The sequence below is a fragment of the Azonexus fungiphilus genome, assembly GCF_003634965.1.
In the GTDB taxonomy this organism is placed as follows: Bacteria; Pseudomonadota; Gammaproteobacteria; order Burkholderiales; family Rhodocyclaceae; genus Azonexus; species Azonexus fungiphilus.
In genome coordinates, this window is the sequence record NZ_RBXP01000013.1 from 420,426 (window position 1) to 438,428 (window position 18,003).

An 18,003-nucleotide genomic window follows, 5' to 3' on the forward strand; every position below is an offset into this window, starting at 1 on the left:
CTTGAGCCGGCAGCATTCGTCCAGACGGCATAAAGCCGAGAGGTAATTTATGTTTTGCTTTGTATTCTAGCCGGGTTCCCAACTACTGTCGCACCGGGCGGCACGCTCTTGGTCACCACGGCTCCCATGCCCACTACGGCACCACGTCCGATGATCAAGGGTTGACCAGGCCGCCCCTGCTTGATGATGGCACCTGCACCGATATAAGCGTGGTCTTCTATCACTACGTTGCCGTTGCATTTGACGCCGGGAGCAAAAGTCACGAAATCGCCAATCACGCAGTCATGCTCGACATAGCTGTAGAGATTCGCATGGAAATGCCTGCCAATCCGTATGTTGCTGGTTAACGTGACAAACGGGCAAAGAATGGCCCCCACCCCCAGGTGCACATCGTCCAACTGGACCACATTCTGAGCACGAACCTCGAAGAAACCAACGTTGTCGCCCTGACACCGATTCACCACTTGCTCGCGCACGGTACTGTTAGCAATCGCAATGTTGATATGCCTACTGCTCGCAGGTAGCGACAACCATTGCTCATAACTTAGTACAAAGTGGCCGTTCAATTGAGTGGCTTGGGGCTTGTCGTCAACAAAAACCAGTTGGTAAGCGTCGTTGCAGGCCAGCCATTGCTGGCGAGCGAGCGGCATGACGCCACGACCACAACCGCTTGCACCAAAAATAGCCACCTGTTTCATGATCACTTATCTCTAGTTTGGCCACCGGAGAATTTAGGCGCCGTAGCCTCCCCTTCGGCACTGATTCCTTCGCGCACAAGCACCTTTTTTACAGTCAGCCACAGTATCTTGATGTCCAACCACAGGCTGCGGTTGTCTACGTACCATACGTCAAGTTTGAACTTGTCTTCCCAACTGATCGCATTGCGGCCGTTCACCTGGGCCCATCCTGTGATGCCAGGGCGAACCTCATGACGACGAGCCTGATCAGAACTATATAGCGCCAGATATTCCGTCAGCAGAGGACGAGGCCCGACCAGGCTCATTTCTCCCTTCACCACGTTCAAGAGCTCGGGTAGCTCATCCAGACTGGTGGCTCGCAACCAACGGCCAAACGGCGTCAGGCGCACGGCGTCGGGCAGCAACTCCCCGCTGGGACCTCGCGCATCCGTCATCGTTCGGAATTTCACCATTTCGAACAGCTGACCGTGCAAGCCTGGGCGTATCTGACGAAAGAGAACAGGATTACCAAGGCGCTGTCGAATCGCTGCGGCAAGGAACAGCATCGGCACCCCAAGGAGCAGGAGGGCCAAGCTGGCCAACAGCACGTCCATGGTTCGTTTGATCATGCGCTGAATTGTCCGGTTATCGTTTCATGCCCGGGGAAGGCATCTCTCAATCCAATCCACCCAATGGTCAGCCAACTGTCTACGCTCAAACTGCTTACGCGCGAGGACTCGACTGCGCTCCCCCATCGCCCGCAAAGCGCCCCGATTATCGGCCGCCCGCTCCAAAGCGTCTGCAAACGCTACCGGATCGTCAGGAGGCACAACAAAGCCGCAACAATGCTCCGCAATCAAACCCGCCAGCCATCCAGGGTAATTATTGAGGACCGGCAAGCCTGCAGCAAGGTAATCGAAAAACTTGTTAGGCGATGTGCCGTAATAAAAGGCCGGCACGTTAGCCAACACCTGCAATCCAAGATCACTTGCTGCCATCAGGTCAGCCAATCGCGCCTTGTCGATCGGATCGTGGAAAACCAAGTTTTCCAGATTTTCACGCCGAGCACGCTCTTGCAAGGCGGGTTTGAGCGCCCCCTGGCCGATCAACAGCAGCTTGATGTCACTGCGCCCTCGCCGTCCAAGCTCGGCCGAGGCATTTAGGACAGCCTCCAATCCATTAGCAACACCATGGGTACCGGCGAATACCGCCAAAAGATCCTCTGGCGCCACCTCTGCGGGGCGCCACGGCTTCACTTCGACTGCGAATATATCGAGATCGCAACCGTTGGGTATCAAAGCGACTCGCTCACGCCGCACGCCACGACGCGTAATGCCTTCGACGATACCCGGCGACAAGCCGATCAATAACTGTGCCGAGCGGTAACTAGCCCACTCCAGCAACGACATCGCCATCAAAACCAAGGGATTCCGGATTACCCCCATCGCGCGGGGTAGCTCCGGCCAAAGGTCGCGTACCTCGAAGACGAACGGCTTGCCGCGCAACCAACGCGCAAAGATACCGGGAATACCCGCTGTCAGTGGGGTGGAAGTGGCAAACACGACGTCGTAACGCTCTGTGAATACGAGCGCTACGCTGCGAAAAGCAAACTTCAGAAAGGTGAGCACGCGTTGTCCGAACCGATCGTGATTAGAGTACTTTAGGTCGAACTCGACAACGTCAATGCCATCAACCAGTCCCCGCCGATAGCCGCGATGAAAAGGCTGAGCCAACCCTGTTTGAGCCCCCCCGTAGCTGCCACAGACCATGGTCACCCGATGGCCACGATCAAGCAGGCGGCGTGCCATTTCATAGGAACGAATACCAGCAGAACCACTAGGCGTGGAGAAATGCTGGTGAAAATAGAGAACTCTCATTTTGCCACCCGGAAGTATGTGCTTAGCGTGCCAGATTCATGCACCTCTACCTCAAGCACGGGTAGGGAAGTCTTTTCCAGGTAGTGGAGCGACTCCCAGCCTTCGATCAACGCGCATCTCACAATATGCATGCCTGCGTGAACAACCACCTGGCTCACTCCATCAGTAGCTCCGCAGCCGTCCAGCCGCCAAGCCCCGGGGGGAAGACGCCAACGTAGTACGGCTTTGCGCGTAAAGCCCCCTACCTCGTCATGCACGCTAAGACAGTCTGCATGAAGGCTAACGCGGCGGAGATGCCTAGCTCCCAACCGATCACGGTAACCTGCTGCCACATGCAAGCCACCGTCACGCTCTTCCAACGGCTCGAATTGCCTAGTCTGCAGCCAGTCTCCGAAGAGGAAACGCCCAAGTCGCGGCATCTGGTCACGATCATCGAACTGAACGGTGTTATGCCCGCCAGTTCCGCCAAAGTAATGCAGCCATCGCGCCTCGGTGTTATAGCTATAGCTCCCGGCATCGCGCAGATAGTTGATACCGGCGTACCAGAAATCCAGATGTAGCACATCAGCCTGACTGGGGCGGAAGCGAAAGCGCGGATAACGTAGAAGTGCCATACCAACCCCATGCCGCATAACGGCATAGCCCCCCTCATCGGCCAGAACACTACCAGGTGGCGGGGCCACTTTCTCGGGCAGCGGTACATTCAGCCACTGCAACGGATAATCCCAGGCCCCCGAATGGGCACAGGCCCTTTGACCCGCAAATAAAACCATCGCCAATTGTAGGCAGGGGCGATAGTCGCGATACGCAGTGTCTGTCAATGGCAACAACCTTGCACCGTCATTAGCTCCAAGATTTGGGCCATCACCGCTTTCCGGATCGATCACTTGCTGTAACCAGCGGACAGCAGCCCGAAGACGCGTCTGCAGTTTCGAGCTGAATAGCGGCAGATCCATATGCCGCCGCCAGATCTCTGCCATGCTGCACGTATCAAGCAGAACGCGGTGGTAATTCAGAGAGTATTGGCTGAAGCTCCCATCCCCCGCCACAAGGGTAGCCACCCGCTCTTCCAGCACGCGTCGCCCGGTTGCCGCCCAATACTCGGCCCCCCGCACACCCTGAGCCTGCAGCCAAGTACCACCAATGAAAAGCGCCGCAGCCTCAGATGTACCGTGATTGTTGTTCTGCCCCACTGCGTAGGAAAGAGTAGGAGCGATTCGCCGCATGTGTAGCCTGACTAACTCCAGCAGCCCTGGTTCAGGCTGCTTTGCCTGATCCAGAATCAGTGCGGTCATCGCCAAGTGCATGACGCGGATCGAGGCCTCTTGCCCGCACTTCCAGTTAGGTCCAAGGTAAGGGACGGAGTTGCGACACCAGTCAGCCAGCCAACTATTGAGCCGAGAAAGCTCCTGGCAATCGCCCTGCCGAGCACGCTGCGCCATGGCCAGAAGCCAATCCATCCGCGACAGTTCCCAAATCCGCTTGATATCCCCGAGCTGCGGGTCGAAATCCGGGATACTCCACCATGGCCGCTCCGAATCGTGAACCCTGGCGCCACTCAAAGGATCTGTTCGCCAATCAGGCGGCAAAGCGCCGACCATGATCGACCAACGTCCAAACAGGCTCGCTGAACTCCTCCAGTTCGTTACCGACGGCGCCACAATCGGCGGCAGTCCTTCGGCCACTGTGCGGAAGAACGGCCCTACTGGGGCGACACCGCGCAGACGTTGCACTGGGTGCACACACAGGCGCAAGGCAATTCTGTAGGCGACCACACGGACGATACTGACCAAGCCGAGAGCACAGGCAGTACGCAGCAGGGTTGGCAGACGGCTCATTGCTCGCGCAGTTGCTGCGCAGCCTCGAGTGTAATTTGAGCAACCTCAAAGAGTTCTTCCACGGGGATGGCGGGCACACCTTGTTGGAGCCCTTGCAGAAACGCCGCTGCACAGGCGCCCTGCCCCTTATCCTGCTTCCACAGATTAAACTTGCTGAATCCAGACCAGCCATAGCCTCGTAGGCTGCGAAAATTATCAAGTTGCAATACACGGCCGGCAGCAAAAACTTCAATCCGCTCTTTCGGGAAGCTCGCAGCACCATTCGCCAAGTACATGATGGTGCCAAACGAGCCGTCCTCGAAGCCCAATGTAAGGGACGCCTTGTCTTCTGCGACGTCCATGCCGGGAGTATCGCCCATGCGACGGGCCTGGATCGAAACGATCGGACTACCAGCAAGGAAACGCATCAAATCAACAAGATGACAGGCTTCACCGATAATGCGTCCTCCACCCACAGCACCGTCCTGCGTCCAGTGACTTCCCGGAATTGCTCCGGCATTCATTGTCATGAGGAAGGATTTGGGCTCCTTCACAGTCTCAAGCAACTTCTTCATCTTCTGCACCTGAGGTGCAAAACGACGGTTGAACCCAACCATCAACTGCGGCCCACAGCCTTCAGCATGCGCCCTATCAAAGGCGGACCGAACCTCCGCCAGCCCCCCTGCCTCGATAGCCAACGGTTTCTCGACAAAGACGTGCTTTCCTGCTCGCAAAGCCCTAGCCACCAACTGTGCGTGCGAATCATGGCGAGTGACTATGACCACGGTGTCGATAGATTTCTCCGCAAGCATGTAGTCGATATCTGTAGAGGCTTCGGAAAAACCAATTTTCCCCCCATGAATAACGCCACTGATGCCACTGGAAGTCACGATGGTGTGAAACTGGGCACCCGCAGCCTTGAAAGCAGGCATCAGAACGCGAGACGCATAGTTACCGGCGCCGATGAAACCCAAAACGGCACGAGAGGTATCGTAGTGCGCATCAGCACGCAAGGGAACACTACGCACCTGACGGTCGGGCGTTACAGAAGAATACTCAAGAAGGATACCCAAACCGCTCTTGTCTTCGGTAAGTCTCTGGTAAGCCGCAGGAGCCTCCTCGAATGGAAAACGCTGCGTGATCAATGGCTTAACATTGACAACGCCCCTCTCCAACATATCCAGAATAGCCTCAAAGTTGCGCTGTTCTGTCCAACGAACAAAGCCCAAAGGGTAATCCTGCCCCAACTCCTCGTAGGATGGATCGTAGCGTCCTGGCCCGTACGAACATGACACTTGAAAACTCAACTCTTTGGCATAAAAATCCGCACGATTTAATTCCAGTCCGGTGACGCCAACCAACACGATACGTCCGCGCTTACGACTCATGCGCGCAGCCTGGGTCACAGGATCACTGGATTTGGTGGAAGCGGTGATGATTACCCCATCCACGCCTTGCCCTCGGCTAAAGGCCGTAGCAACAGCAATGGGATCTTCACCCTGACCGGGATTGCAAGTTTCCGCGCCAAATTGGCGGGCCAACTCCAACTTACGTTCATCAAAATCAACTGCCAGCACCCGACACCCCTGGGCCCGTAGCAACTGGACAGTCAACAATCCGATCAGGCCCACCCCCGTAACCACGAAAGCTTCGCCCAGAGTCGGCTGGGCGAGCCGCATCCCCTGCAGGCCAATACTGGCCACTACCACAAAGGCAGCAGACTCATCGTCCACCCCTTCGGGAATGCGCGCACATAGGTTCTTGCCAACTCTAACGACATCGGCATGTGGGCCATTGGAGACCACTCGATCTCCTACCTTAAAGTCGCACACTCCGCTGCCTACCTGCGCTACGACACCCACATTGCAGTAACCTAGCGGTAAAGGCTGGGCGAGCTTTGACTGCACCGCCTCAAGTGTCGTCATCAGGCCATCGGCACGAATCTTGTCGAGCACTATACGAACTTTTTCAGGCTGCTGTCGCGCTTTTTCGAAATATGAAGCCCGACCAAAGTCAACCAACATACGCTCGGTACCCGCCGAAATCAGGCTCAGCGTGCTATGAATCAGCACGGTGTTCGGACCAGCGATTGGAGCAGGCGCCTCGGCGAGGTAAGTACCGCCTCTCGCCATGTCTTGGAGAACTTGTTTCATAGTAATCAGCCTTCAGGCAGCAACACAACTCCGGGCCAATGTTTGCCAAGTCAATCCGTTCAATACATCAATATTCGATTGAGACGGAGCTGGCATGCATGGAATGTTATCTATCGCAGTAGCAAGTGCCTTTATTTCAGGGGGCACGCTCACTAGCCCACTGAAACCGTTTTCGAATTCGCTGGTATCAAAATCAGAAGCCACCACCACGCGTACACCTTTCCCCAGCGCCTCAACCACCGTAATGTCGTAATCTCCAATATCGAGAGAAATCAGACAATCAGCCATTTTGAGTTGATTCAACAGCAGTTCGTCACTCACAGCCCCCAGAAAGGTAATACGATCTTTTTTGCTACTCTGACTAGCCAATGCTTTAAGGCGACATTCCTCTGGTCCCGTCCCGATGATCGTCAAATAGGCGTCTAAGGTGCACATCTCGAAAGCCGAAATCATAAGATCGATGCGCTTTTTACCAACCAATCGGTTAACTGATAATAGTTGCAAAGGACTTCCTACTTGACGCGGACTTGAAATCGCATCGTGGTCAATGTAAGAGACATCAAAAGCAGCACGACAAACCCGAGCATCCGCACGCTGGTAGATTAGTGAAACCTCCCATTGGACTTGCCGGGAAACGGTAAAAACCCGGTCCGCATTCCAGATCGCACGAAATTTCAATCTCGAGACAAGTTCATTCGTCCACCGGACCAAAGGGCCAAGCTTTGGCGGCGGCATCATAACTGTCTCTTTATATCCAGGTCGCGACGCAATGATTTTTTCAAGATGCTGTCGAAACACCGAAGAGTACCGGGTGATATCCGTCTTGAACTGATACATCTGACCGAATACGAAAACTCGATAGCGAAACTTTAGAAAACGAGAAATTAGATAGAGCTTAATCGCATCAAACTCGCTTTGGCATATAAGCAGCTCTGGTTTTTGTGACAGGATGATCCTGAACAGGGAAGTCATGCCCCAGAGCTTATTAAGCGCCTTCTTGAGATAGCCGGCTTTCGGCGAGAGTTCCTGGTGCGTACACAGCACATCTGACAAGTCGTAGCGACCGTCGAAACTAGCATCGGCGTGCATACGATCACAAACAATCTTCACGTCATGCCCATCAGCCCGTATTGATTGAACCGTCTCCAGAACAAAGCGTTCCCCACCACCTTTTTGCTCAAGACTTGATACAAACCACAAAATTTTCATGACGATATTTTCGATGGCATAGCCCCTTCCCGCATCCGGTACGCAATAACGCCGCCGCGAAGGAGTACAAGAGTGACAACAAGATTCGCTAGAAACCAACCAATCGCCCAACCTGAAATGCCGTAATTCCTAATAGAAAAGTACTGTAAAAAAGCATACCCAATGAGCAATCCACTGGTCCGCCACAGAATACCGCGGGTACTTTTTCTTAGCACCAGAACATCCCAGAACACCCCATTAAGCATATAGAGAACATAACCTGCAACAACGATACCTGACAGTACTGGCGTGAGAGCTACCTCTCTCTGAGTAAATAAAGGCGTTAACACCTGATATGCAACAGTAAGTCCAATAATCAGAGCAATTAATGTGAATACAGAATAAAGATTGCGACGAATCGAAATATTGATCCCGCGTTGCCCCCCAGCCCCCCCATCAGGTTGCCTCAGCACTCGCATGCTCACCGCACCAGAGAAAACCAACATAAGCGGCAACGCAAAACGTTCAAAAAATATTTTAACTGCAGCCATAGCCGAATATTCGGAAGCTGTACCAATTTCTCTGAATAGAGTGAAATCGATATTGACGAAAGCAAACGAGAAAAAATTGACTGCCACAAACGATGCAGTATTCCGAACCAAACTCTCCTGTGATCCAGAGGAAGAAGGCTGTGTCGAAAAAAGGCGCCATAGGCTAGGTCCGGAGACCCAAGCAGCTACGCCAAAGCCGATCGCCATGGCCAAAGCCATCCATAAGAATATTCTTGAGAGATCAGTTTCCTGAAAAGAAAAGGTCCAGAGGCAAAGCGGTACTGAAATAACCCAGGCGACAGAAGCCCGTATGGTTGCAGCAGTGGCGCAGGCAGCGCGAAGCAACGACAAAAGCATTGCCTGGAACTGCATGGCAACACCGAACCCGCCTACAGCCAACAAGAGGCACGTAGCCTCAAAGTCATATCCCAGCCATAGAATGACAATAATGCCCAATCCGCCCAGAAGCAGCAAACCAATAGCCAGGGAAGTGAGTAATGAGCGAACGTGACTCAGCAACGAGCCGTGGATGGACACCAGTCGGATCAAGGTTGCCGATATTCCGCCAAACAGCACCCCTCCGACCATCAGCGCAATACTCCACCAATATCCGAATTCCGAAAAAGAGCTTTCGTTCATGCTCCGCGACATCACCCCAAAAACCAGGATGGCGAGAAGAAAGTTACCTCCCTTGGCGACCACAAGGTTCACCAGATCCACAAGACGTGCGCTAAATGGAATACTCATAACCATTCAACACTTAACACTCTCTACAGAATGGATTTCTTTACCGGGCCTAAAATAATAGACAACCAATAAAATTGGCAACCATTTTATCGTCGCAAAGAAAAATCCAGAAAACTCCTTTTCGAACTGAAAAAGCAAAGGAAGAATATAAAGAGCAGTGATAAAAGCCCCGTCCGCCATCTGAGACCGAGCAACTCCACGCTGCACCGACACACAAACCACACCCAGAACAACACCGAAGACTGGCAATCCTGATGCACCGAATATCAGCAGCACATCCATAGCCATAGTCTTTGGAAAATCAACAAGCAAATCGGGAAGATAAAGATTTGCAATTTGCACACTCGGCGATGTCAGCAGCGAGCCCTTGATGGCCAAATATGCCTGTTGGTTGAAAAAAAAAGACCAATAGAATGAAAACAAATCGCGAATAGAAGAAAAATGAGGCTCCCACGGGTCCAAACCTCTATCGCCTATCCTATAAATAACATTCATTGTATCAATTCGATCAAGCATCAACTTGAGCGAGGCACTAAGCGCATCCCAGATACTATTTACCAAAACTCTGCCGTTACTCTCAACAACAACTTCACGCCATATTGTGTGCATCATTGCTGCGAAGAACAAAACCATACCGAGAAACATGTATCTCGCCGGGTTATTTCGCCCCCACGCCTTTCCGAAAACGCAGATCGCAGCCAATGCAAAGACAATCAATTGCATACGCGAATTGAGCAAAAAAAAAGCCATAAAGCTTGATATATATATCAAAAAAGTTACGCGATACAGTGAAATATGGGAGGCATCCTTTGGGGAATATCGCAAAACAATTCCTAGAAACAGGACAACAAAGACTGCCGACTCGACCGCAAGTCGATAGAAATACAACAGAAGTGTTGGCACCCCTGCTTGCACCGCCTGCAATTCTTCATGTCCCAGCCTTCGAAAAAGCAGCCCGTACTCGAGCGCAACCGTCCAAAAAACAGCCAATAGTGCAAGTAGAATTACAGGCAAAAAAGGAGACAGAATTGAAATTCTCAAAAGAGGCGCATTACACTTAACCGAATCCTCATTCCTCGAAAAAAAACGCATAACCGCAAAGAACGGCACCTCAAAAAGAAGAATATACAGAGACTGATAGTGCGCAAATAAACGATAGGAGTCAGCCCCCAAGCGAAAAAGATTAAAAGCAGGGAAAATATTCAATTGAGCAACAACAAGCAACCCAAAGAGTTGCATGATCAACCGCTCTTGATTCCATCGTATATTCAGAATAGCCAAACATACCGCAAGACTCGGCAGTACGATGCACAGAAATATTTCCACAACTCTCATCTACGCTCGGGCAACTCAATCTGCCACGGCAATCGACAGGGCATTCCAAGTATGAGTGTCAGGCTGGGCATCGATCGAAGGAAATGCCGAGATGCCAATACTACGGAACCCCGCCATCGACAAGAGCATAGAAAACTCCTGAGGAAAAAAATATCTTAGTCGGTGCACCTCGGTACTTTCACCAACGAGACGGTCACCCGCCAAAGTCCATAGCCGGATCGTGACATCAGCAGTATGCCGAAACACATCCAACTTCGTGCTGGCGCTTCGTATCGTTTTGCGCCCCCCCCCCTCGAAGACACGGATACGGTCGGATGGCCCCATGGTAAGAACCGTTGGTCCATACCAGAAATCGCAGATAAAAAGAGCTCCACGCTTGAGTTGGCGGCGAATGTTACGCAATGATTTGAGAACATCAGCGTTTTCGGCGAGATAACCAATCACGGCAAACATCATCACGCCCAAATCGTGCTCGTGGCCGCTTTCAAAATCCCTGGCATCGCCACAAAGCCACTGGGGCCCCCCCCCAGCGAGAGACAAACCCGCACATTTGAACGTAGCCACATCCAGCATGGCCTGTGAGAGATCAACGCCGGTCACACGATAACCGCGCCCGGCTAACTCGATGGCATGTCCCCCAGTGCCACAACCAATATCCAGGACGGATGTTGGAACATGTGCAGCGTAGCGCTGGACCGCCTCTTCGATAAGATCACATTCACCCGAGTAGTCCTTCTCGGAATAAAACTGGTCGTATTGGCCCGCGTAATGGCTTTTAAATACAGTCAAGATACCCGCCCCTTTTTTTGTACATGCACCCTGTTGTGAAAGTGATCACCGGACGTAGCGTTTCAGGATGGACAAGAAGTTTTCGACCACATACTCCAGTTCCACTTGGGAGATGTCGGGCCCGGTCGGAAGGTAAAAACTGGCGTACGCAACCTTGTTTGCGTTCGGGCAATCCTCTTCTCTGGTCCAACCCCGGTCAATGAATATCTTCTGTAGGTTATACGGAATGAATCCTTCCCGGGTTTCCACACCAACTGCCTTTAGATCGGCCATGATAGCGGCACGGTGGAGCACCAGATGCTCCTTTAGCACAACGTGATACATCCAATAGACCGACTTCGCCCAACTTTTTTCGCCAGGAAGAATCAGATGGTCTGACAGATTGGAAAATGCAGCCGTATAAAACCGCGCAATCTCACGACGTCGCTCAACCAAAGCTTCCGCGCGCAACATCTGACCGCAGCCAAGTGCTGCTTGCAGGTTAGTCATGCGGTAGTTGAAGCCAATATCCTCATGCATGAACTTGTTATGGGTTCCGAACGCCAAGGCCTTCAGACTGCGCGCCTTAGCCGCAATTGCCGGGTCATTGGTAGTCAACATCCCCCCCTCCCCAGTAGTCAGCACTTTGTTCGCAAAGAAGCTGAACCCACTTGCATGCGACAACCCTCCAACCTTCCGCCCTTTGTACAATGCGCCATGAGCCTCGGCGCAATCCTCAAATACAATCAAGTTATTCGCGCGGGCAATCTCATCGACCGAATCCATATCCGTAGGGTGCCCAAACAAATGGACCACCATGATCCCGCGCGACTGTGGCGTTAGCTTGCGCCGCAAGTCCTCAGGATCCATCGTCAGCGTATCGGGGTCTATGTCCACGGGTATGGGCTTTGCGCCGCAATACAGCACCGCAAAAAAAGACGCCATATTCGTCAACGTTGACACCAAGATTTCATCGCCCGCCTTAATGCCGGCAGCCGCAAGCGCAAGATGCAAAGCGGTTGTCCCGTTTGAGCAGGAAACCGCATGCTTCACGTCACAAAATGCAGCAAACTCCGCCTCGAAGCGTTCAATAAACTGACCGTACACCCCCGAAACAGCGTTCTCTCGCAACGCCTGATTGACAAAGTCCACCTCTTGCGGACTGACTTGTGGACGAGAAACAGGAACTTGCATGGGCACTCCGATTAAGGCGCAATCAGCGGCTCTGAAAGCCGGAATGTATCGTTCTCGTATTGGCTCCCGGCCCTGGGCCCTTTCGTTAAAATCAAGACCTCAGCGTCCGTTAATCCTTTTAGTGCATGGCGCTCTTGCTCTCTTGTCACGGCGAAATCACCGGCGGTAAGCACACGTTCAACTTTATCGCCCCCCGGAAGCTGCGTCGCAAGCAGAATCTCGCCTTTAATCACATAGTTCCACTGCACGGTTCGCTCGTGGTAATGATTTGCCCTGACAGCACCTTTGGCGAACGTAATAAGGGTTACAGCATTTATGTCGTCATCAGCGATCAAGTCGGTGATGGAACCGCGCGCATCGATATGCGCAGGCTGAATTTTGATGAGTTCCACGGCAGGATATCTCCGATAATTAATGGGTCGCGTTATTCAAGGTCTCAACCTGAGGCACATAAAATTCCAACCCCAAGTGACTCAGCTTGGCTTGAAGCATGGGGGCAATGTTCCATGGCAAAATCAAAGCATGCGTGGCAGCCTCATCAATGTCTTGATCTGCGATGATTGGAATATGAGAGCCAGGTGTCATTTTCCCGATTTTCAAAGGCGAGGCATCTGCAACATACGCAATCACGTCAGCGTCAAGTCGGCAGTAGTTCAGGAAAGTATTCCCTTTCGTCGCAGCCCCGATGCCAATGATCTTTCCACCCGCCAACTTGATGTTCGCAAGATGAGCAACTACCGTAGTTTTCACCTTACGAACCCTTTCCATGAAAGCACGAAAGGTTTCCGCTTCATACAAGCGAAAACTTCGCTCGTTTTCAATCATCGACTCAACCACCTGGGCATGCGTACCGCCCAATCGAGTGTAGACGCGGATAGAGCCACACATGTAGTCAAGTCTGTCCACTTGAAAGATTGAAAATCCACTGCGCTGCAATGCAGCAGACAGTGGCTGGATTCCATAATAATGAACGTGTTCGTGATAAATCGTATCGAAAGCAGTACCTTGAACCAAATCGAGAAGATAGGGCACCTCAAAAACAAATACTCCATCCTCTGCGAGAACCTGCTTTGCGGTCTCAAGAAGCGCACCGAGGTCGTCGGCATGATTCAAGACATTAGCACTCAGCAGCACTTGCACCGCACCCAGGCCCTTGAGGTGCTCCACGATAGCTGTCGAAAAAAAGTCGTTGATAGTCGGCACGCCAGCCTTGATAGCCAGCGCAGATATGTTGCCAGAGGGTTCAACCCCAAGCACATTGTCATACCCCACCCCTTGGAAATGAGAAAGCAGGGTTCCAATATTGCTTCCTATATCAACAATCAGACTATTCTTTTCGGGCTGCTTGACCGCCAGGACTGCATCTGAAAACTCTTTGAAATGCGCTATCGAGACCTTTGAATTCGATGAATCGTAGCTGTAGTCCTGCTTCTGATAACGCTCAACGGCTGAGACGGAATAAAGAGTGAAGACATGACCACAAGACCGGCAAAGTCCAAGTTGAAGAGGCACAGAAACTTCAGGCCCGAGAAGGAGCTCTTCTGGCAAGAAAGTATCCGCCAACGGATGAAATCCAAGATCAACGACCTTTTCAATATGCTCCGATTGGCAGAGCCGACATTTTTTTATCTTCATCTGACCCACCCTCAGAACAAGGAGCGCCGACGCTGTGTCGCTGCACGCAACTCGGCCTCTGCCTCTGCCAGATCGGCATCGACCATTTCGTTCACCAGCTCAGGAAAACTGACTTTCGGCGACCAGCCAAGCTTCGCTCTGGCCTTGCTGGCATCGCCAAGTAAGGTATCTACCTCGGCTGGCCGGAAATATCCGGGATCGACTCCGACGACGAACCGGCCATCCGGCAAGTACCCTTTCTCATCCACCCCTTCTCCCTCCCATCGGATCAGCATACCAAGGCGATCGGCGGCCCGAGTGACAAATTCTCGTACTGAATATTGGGCGCCAGTAGCGATAACGTAATCCTCAGGCTTCTCTTGCTGCAGCATCAGCCACTGCATCTCCACATAATCCTTCGCATGCCCCCAATCGCGCTTTGCATCCAAGTTACCCAGATACAGGGCCCTCTGCGTGCCCAACTTGATGCGAGCTAAAGCACGGGTGATCTTACGGGTAACGAACGTCTCTCCACGGACGGGAGATTCGTGATTGAAAAGAATGCCATTGCATGCGTACATGCCATACGACTCTCGGTAGTTAACTGTAATCCAGTAACCATAGAGCTTTGCCACAGCATAAGGGGAACGCGGATAAAAGGGAGTCGTTTCTTTCTGAGGAGTCTCTTGTACCAAACCGTATAACTCTGATGTTGACGCCTGATAAAAACGCGCCGTTTTCTGCAAGCCGGTAATACGCAGTGCTTCCAGCATTCTCAAGACACCAACCGCGTCAGAGTTGGCTGTGTACTCGGGCTCTTCGAATGAGACGGCGACATGACTCTGCGCGGCAAGGTTATACACTTCGTCCGGCTGAGATTGCTCAACAACCCGCAACAAGCTAGAGGAATCCGTCATGTCTCCGTAATGCAACACCAAACGGCCAGGATGCTCATGCGGATCCGCGTACAAATGGTCAATCCGGTGTGTATTGAACAGGGAAACCCGTCGTCTTATTCCATGAACGGTATAGCCCTTTCTAAGAAGGAACTCCGCCAAATAGGCGCCATCCTGCCCCGTGACCCCCGTGATAAGCGCTACCTTGGACATGCTGTGATTTAACTCGTAAGCAAATTACAAAAATCCAGTGTCCAATCCTGATCGGTCGGACAACAAGACCCCTTGAAAACAGCGTGCGGCACCAAGTAGACAAAGATGTCTGCCTCTGCACATGCCCGTGAAACATCCACCAGCAAAGCCTGTTCGTTAAACCCACCTGGCAGCGCATTGACAAAAGGCTCTACGATCAACAACTGTCCCTCGATAGTTGCATTCAGCGCACGGCAAATTTCAAGGGCTGGGCTCTCACGCAAGTCATCAATGTCCGGTTTGAACGCCAGACCGAAGCAAGCTATCTTAAGCTCGCTCGCTTGCTTGTTCGGATTCAATGCAAAAAACCGATCGACAGCATCTTTGATTTTGGCCACAACCCAATGAGGCTTACTGTCGTTGACATGACGAGCAGTACTAATCAAACGCGCATGTTCGGGGGTCTTACTGACGATAAACCAAGGGTCAACGGCGATGCAATGCCCACCAACCCCAGGCCCTGGCTGAAGAATGTTTACACGAGGGTGCCTATTGGCCAGCTTGATCAATTCCCAGACATTGATACCGAGCTTATCGCAGATAATTGACAACTCGTTGGCAAATGCGATGCTAACGTCACGAAAACTATTTTCTGTAAGTTTGCACATTTCAGCCGTACGAGCGGTTGTAATAACGCAATCACCCTCAACAAAAACCTTGTAAAGCCTTGACGCCGCCTCAGAACACCGAGGCGTCATCCCACCGATCACGCGATCATTTTGCACCAACTCCCGCAACACATGCCCAGGCAGAACGCGCTCAGGACAATGAGCAACACGAATATCAGCAGCCTCCCCGTGAGTTTGCGGAAAAGTCAGGTCAGGGCGGAATTCAGCCAGCCAATCAGCCATCTGTTCGGTAGCACCAACCGGCGAGGTCGACTCCAGAATAACCAAATTACCCTTGCGTAGAACCGGGGCAATTGAACGGCAAGCCGACTCAATGTAGTCCAGATCTGGCTGGTGACCATCCTTAAACGGAGTGGGCACAGCAATAAGGAACGCATCTGCCGGCTCGGGGTTCATCGTGGCACGCAGATATCCCGCCCCAACCGCAGCGCGAACCATAGCATCAAGATCGGGTTCGACGATGTGAACATGACCGCTGTTGATGGTATTCACAACCTTCTGATTGACATCCACGCCAATTACACACTTTTGGCGACTAGCAAAAACTGCCGCTGTTGGGAGTCCAATATAACCAAGGCCGATGATGGAAATAATGTCGAAGTTCATAAGGCATCCGTCCGTCGTTTTTCTGAATTGTTGGCACCACTGCCAACAAAAAACTTCGCCAAAGCATCGATGACACGACCACAAGCACGACCATCACCATAGGGATTATGCGCGACACTCATGCGGCGCGAAGCCTCCGGATCTGTAAGCAACTCGGCAAGCCCCGCCACAATTGCCTCGACCTCAGTACCGACCAACTTCACGGTGCCCGCCAGAACAGCCTCGGGCCGCTCGGTGGTTTCGCGCATCACTAGAACAGGCTTGCCAAGCGCGGGGGCCTCCTCCTGAATACCTCCGGAGTCCGTCAAGATAACGTGAGCGCGCTCCATGAGATAAACAAAAGGCAGGTAGTCCTGTGGCTCAATGAGGTGAACATTGGAAATACCCGCAAGCAGTCGGTTAACCGGTTCACGCACCTGTGGATTCAAATGCACAGGGTAGACAAGATCGACCCAGGGAAATGCCTGCGCAGTCTGGGCGAGTGCTTGACAGATTCGTTCAAAGCCAGCCCCGAAGCTCTCGCGTCGATGCCCGGTAATTAGAACTAGCGGAGCCGCAGATCGCAGGAAGGAAAAGCGCGCCGCCTGCGATTGCTGCAAGGCACTATCTCGCCGAAGCCGACCGACCACTTCGAGAAGCGCATCGATAACGGTGTTGCCTGTGACAAATATGGTTTGGGGCGCCACGCCCTCGCGCAACAGGTTTTGTTGTGCGTTATCGGTTGGCGCGAAGTGCAAGGCCGCCAGCGCTCCGGTAAGTTTGCGGTTGGCCTCCTCCGGCCAGGGAGCATAGAGATCACCTGTACGCAACCCGGCTTCGATGTGGCCAACAGGGATACGTTGATAGTAAGACGCCAGGGTGGCGGCCAAAGTGGTGGTCGTATCACCATGCACAAGCACCAACTCTGGCTTTACCTCTGCAAGAATGCTGCGAAGACCTTGAAGGATGCCCGATGTAATATCGGTGAGATCCTGGCCGGGTTGCATAATTGCCAGATCGTGATCCGGACGAATGGCGAACAACTCGAGCACCTGATCAAGCATTTGACGATGCTGACCTGTGACGCAGACTCTTACGTCAAAGCGAGCATCAGCATGCAAGGCCTGAACCAACGGGGCCATTTTTATGGCCTCCGGGCGAGTTCCAAACACGACGAGAACCCGCGGCCTCATGACAGGCCAGACCCGCGTGCACTACGACAAAAGCCTCCCTCAAACGGCACATTACCAGACTTAAATTGACCAGCGCTCCGGCGCAAAAAACGCAGGAAATCACTCTGGCCCGCCTCTCGGAACCCAACCAATTTCGACAATGGAAACACGAAGCTCAAGATAATTTAGAGAGGGTTCGCGGCGGAATTTGACGATCAGCAAGCGCGACCAGCGGTTTCAACAGGGAATCCGGAGCAAAACATGACAACCGACGCTGCCACCCCTTCGACGGACGGAGCGAACTATGCCATAGCCGCATGGCTTTGAGAAAGGTTTTTTGCCAAACACGGCACGACCATACCCCCTTCTTCACTTCGACCGCAATGAGGTGAGTGACGCAATCCTGGCACCGAATCAGCCCCCCCCCCCCCCCCCCCCCCCCCCCCCCCCCCCCCCCACCCCCCCCCCCCCCCCCCCCCCCCCCCCCCCCCCCACCACCAAAAACAAAAACCAGCAGAAGCGGGGCTATTGTTGTTGTTTTTGGGTGT

Annotated in this window: 15 protein-coding genes; all 15 read right to left on the reverse strand. The window is 52.8% G+C overall.

The window, feature by feature from the left end; translation table 11 throughout:
- Positions 1–47: 47 nt before the first annotated feature.
- On the reverse strand, positions 48–698 hold the full coding sequence (locus DFR40_RS07520) for an acetyltransferase (protein ID WP_170160178.1): 651 nt from the start codon (positions 696–698) through the stop codon (positions 48–50).
- 2 nt (positions 699–700) lie between these two features.
- Positions 701–1,306 carry a sugar transferase gene (locus DFR40_RS07525; RefSeq protein ID WP_121457861.1) on the reverse strand — a complete coding sequence of 202 codons (606 nt, stop codon included), beginning with the start codon at positions 1,304–1,306 and terminating at the stop codon, positions 701–703.
- 24 nt (positions 1,307–1,330) lie between these two features.
- On the reverse strand, positions 1,331–2,554 hold the full coding sequence (locus DFR40_RS07530; protein ID WP_121457862.1) for a glycosyltransferase family 4 protein: 1,224 nt from the start codon (positions 2,552–2,554) through the stop codon (positions 1,331–1,333).
- Positions 2,551–4,392 (reverse strand): heparinase II/III family protein, encoded by a 1,842-nt coding sequence (locus DFR40_RS07535; RefSeq protein ID WP_121457863.1) that lies wholly within the window; start codon positions 4,390–4,392, stop codon positions 2,551–2,553. Before DFR40_RS07535 ends, DFR40_RS07530 begins: the two co-directional genes overlap by 4 nt.
- The gene (locus tag DFR40_RS07540) at positions 4,389–6,524 is read right to left on the reverse strand and encodes a bi-domain-containing oxidoreductase (RefSeq protein ID WP_121457864.1); all 2,136 of its coding nucleotides are present in this window, start codon (positions 6,522–6,524) and stop codon (positions 4,389–4,391) included. Before DFR40_RS07540 ends, DFR40_RS07535 begins: the two co-directional genes overlap by 4 nt.
- Positions 6,525–6,536: 12 nt before the next feature.
- Positions 6,537–7,733, reverse strand: a complete 1,197-nt coding sequence (locus DFR40_RS07545) for a glycosyltransferase (protein WP_121457865.1) — start codon at positions 7,731–7,733, stop codon at positions 6,537–6,539.
- A complete protein-coding gene (locus tag DFR40_RS16945; RefSeq protein WP_147431298.1) occupies positions 7,730–9,016 on the reverse strand; it encodes a hypothetical protein in 1,287 nt (428 codons plus the stop codon). The genes DFR40_RS07545 and DFR40_RS16945 overlap by 4 nt, the downstream gene beginning before the upstream one ends.
- Positions 9,017–10,255 carry a hypothetical protein gene (locus tag DFR40_RS16950; RefSeq protein ID WP_147431299.1) on the reverse strand — a complete coding sequence of 413 codons (1,239 nt, stop codon included), beginning with the start codon at positions 10,253–10,255 and terminating at the stop codon, positions 9,017–9,019.
- A 105-nt stretch (positions 10,256–10,360) separates the two neighbouring features.
- Positions 10,361–11,134 (reverse strand): class I SAM-dependent DNA methyltransferase, encoded by a 774-nt coding sequence (locus tag DFR40_RS07555; RefSeq protein ID WP_170160174.1) that lies wholly within the window; start codon positions 11,132–11,134, stop codon positions 10,361–10,363.
- Between the two features lie 45 nt (positions 11,135–11,179).
- Complete coding sequence (locus DFR40_RS07560; protein ID WP_121457868.1) at positions 11,180–12,307, reverse strand: DegT/DnrJ/EryC1/StrS family aminotransferase; 1,128 nt, start codon at positions 12,305–12,307, stop codon at positions 11,180–11,182.
- A gap of 11 nt (positions 12,308–12,318) precedes the next feature.
- A complete protein-coding gene (locus DFR40_RS07565) occupies positions 12,319–12,699 on the reverse strand; it encodes a cupin domain-containing protein (RefSeq protein ID WP_170160175.1) in 381 nt (126 codons plus the stop codon).
- Positions 12,700–12,718: 19 nt separating this feature from the next.
- A complete protein-coding gene (locus DFR40_RS07570; RefSeq protein WP_121457870.1) occupies positions 12,719–13,942 on the reverse strand; it encodes a class I SAM-dependent methyltransferase in 1,224 nt (407 codons plus the stop codon).
- A gap of 11 nt (positions 13,943–13,953) precedes the next feature.
- Entirely contained in the window at positions 13,954–15,030 is a 1,077-nt protein-coding gene (gene gmd, locus DFR40_RS07575) for a GDP-mannose 4,6-dehydratase (RefSeq protein ID WP_121457871.1), read from the reverse strand.
- An 8-nt stretch (positions 15,031–15,038) separates the two neighbouring features.
- Complete coding sequence (gene wecC, locus DFR40_RS07580) at positions 15,039–16,304, reverse strand: UDP-N-acetyl-D-mannosamine dehydrogenase (RefSeq protein ID WP_121457872.1); 1,266 nt, start codon at positions 16,302–16,304, stop codon at positions 15,039–15,041.
- Positions 16,301–17,476, reverse strand: a complete 1,176-nt coding sequence (wecB, locus tag DFR40_RS07585; protein ID WP_121457873.1) for a non-hydrolyzing UDP-N-acetylglucosamine 2-epimerase — start codon at positions 17,474–17,476, stop codon at positions 16,301–16,303. Before wecB ends, wecC begins: the two co-directional genes overlap by 4 nt.
- Positions 17,477–18,003 lie beyond the last annotated feature (527 nt).

Coding starts and splice junctions, on each gene's coding strand:
- DFR40_RS07520 (WP_170160178.1), bottom strand. CDS start 698: ATGAAACAGGTGGCTATTTTTGGTGCAAGCGGTTGTGGTCGTGGCGTC.
- DFR40_RS07525 (WP_121457861.1), bottom strand. CDS start 1,306: ATGATCAAACGAACCATGGACGTGCTGTTGGCCAGCTTGGCCCTCCTG.
- DFR40_RS07530 (WP_121457862.1), bottom strand. CDS start 2,554: ATGAGAGTTCTCTATTTTCACCAGCATTTCTCCACGCCTAGTGGTTCT.
- DFR40_RS07535 (WP_121457863.1), bottom strand. CDS start 4,392: ATGAGCCGTCTGCCAACCCTGCTGCGTACTGCCTGTGCTCTCGGCTTG.
- DFR40_RS07540 (WP_121457864.1), bottom strand. CDS start 6,524: ATGAAACAAGTTCTCCAAGACATGGCGAGAGGCGGTACTTACCTCGCC.
- DFR40_RS07545 (WP_121457865.1), bottom strand. CDS start 7,733: ATGAAAATTTTGTGGTTTGTATCAAGTCTTGAGCAAAAAGGTGGTGGG.
- DFR40_RS16945 (WP_147431298.1), bottom strand. CDS start 9,016: ATGGTTATGAGTATTCCATTTAGCGCACGTCTTGTGGATCTGGTGAAC.
- DFR40_RS07560 (WP_121457868.1), bottom strand. CDS start 12,307: ATGCAAGTTCCTGTTTCTCGTCCACAAGTCAGTCCGCAAGAGGTGGAC.
- DFR40_RS07570 (WP_121457870.1), bottom strand. CDS start 13,942: ATGAAGATAAAAAAATGTCGGCTCTGCCAATCGGAGCATATTGAAAAG.
- gmd (WP_121457871.1), bottom strand. CDS start 15,030: ATGTCCAAGGTAGCGCTTATCACGGGGGTCACGGGGCAGGATGGCGCC.
- wecC (WP_121457872.1), bottom strand. CDS start 16,304: ATGAACTTCGACATTATTTCCATCATCGGCCTTGGTTATATTGGACTC.
- wecB (WP_121457873.1), bottom strand. CDS start 17,476: ATGAGGCCGCGGGTTCTCGTCGTGTTTGGAACTCGCCCGGAGGCCATA.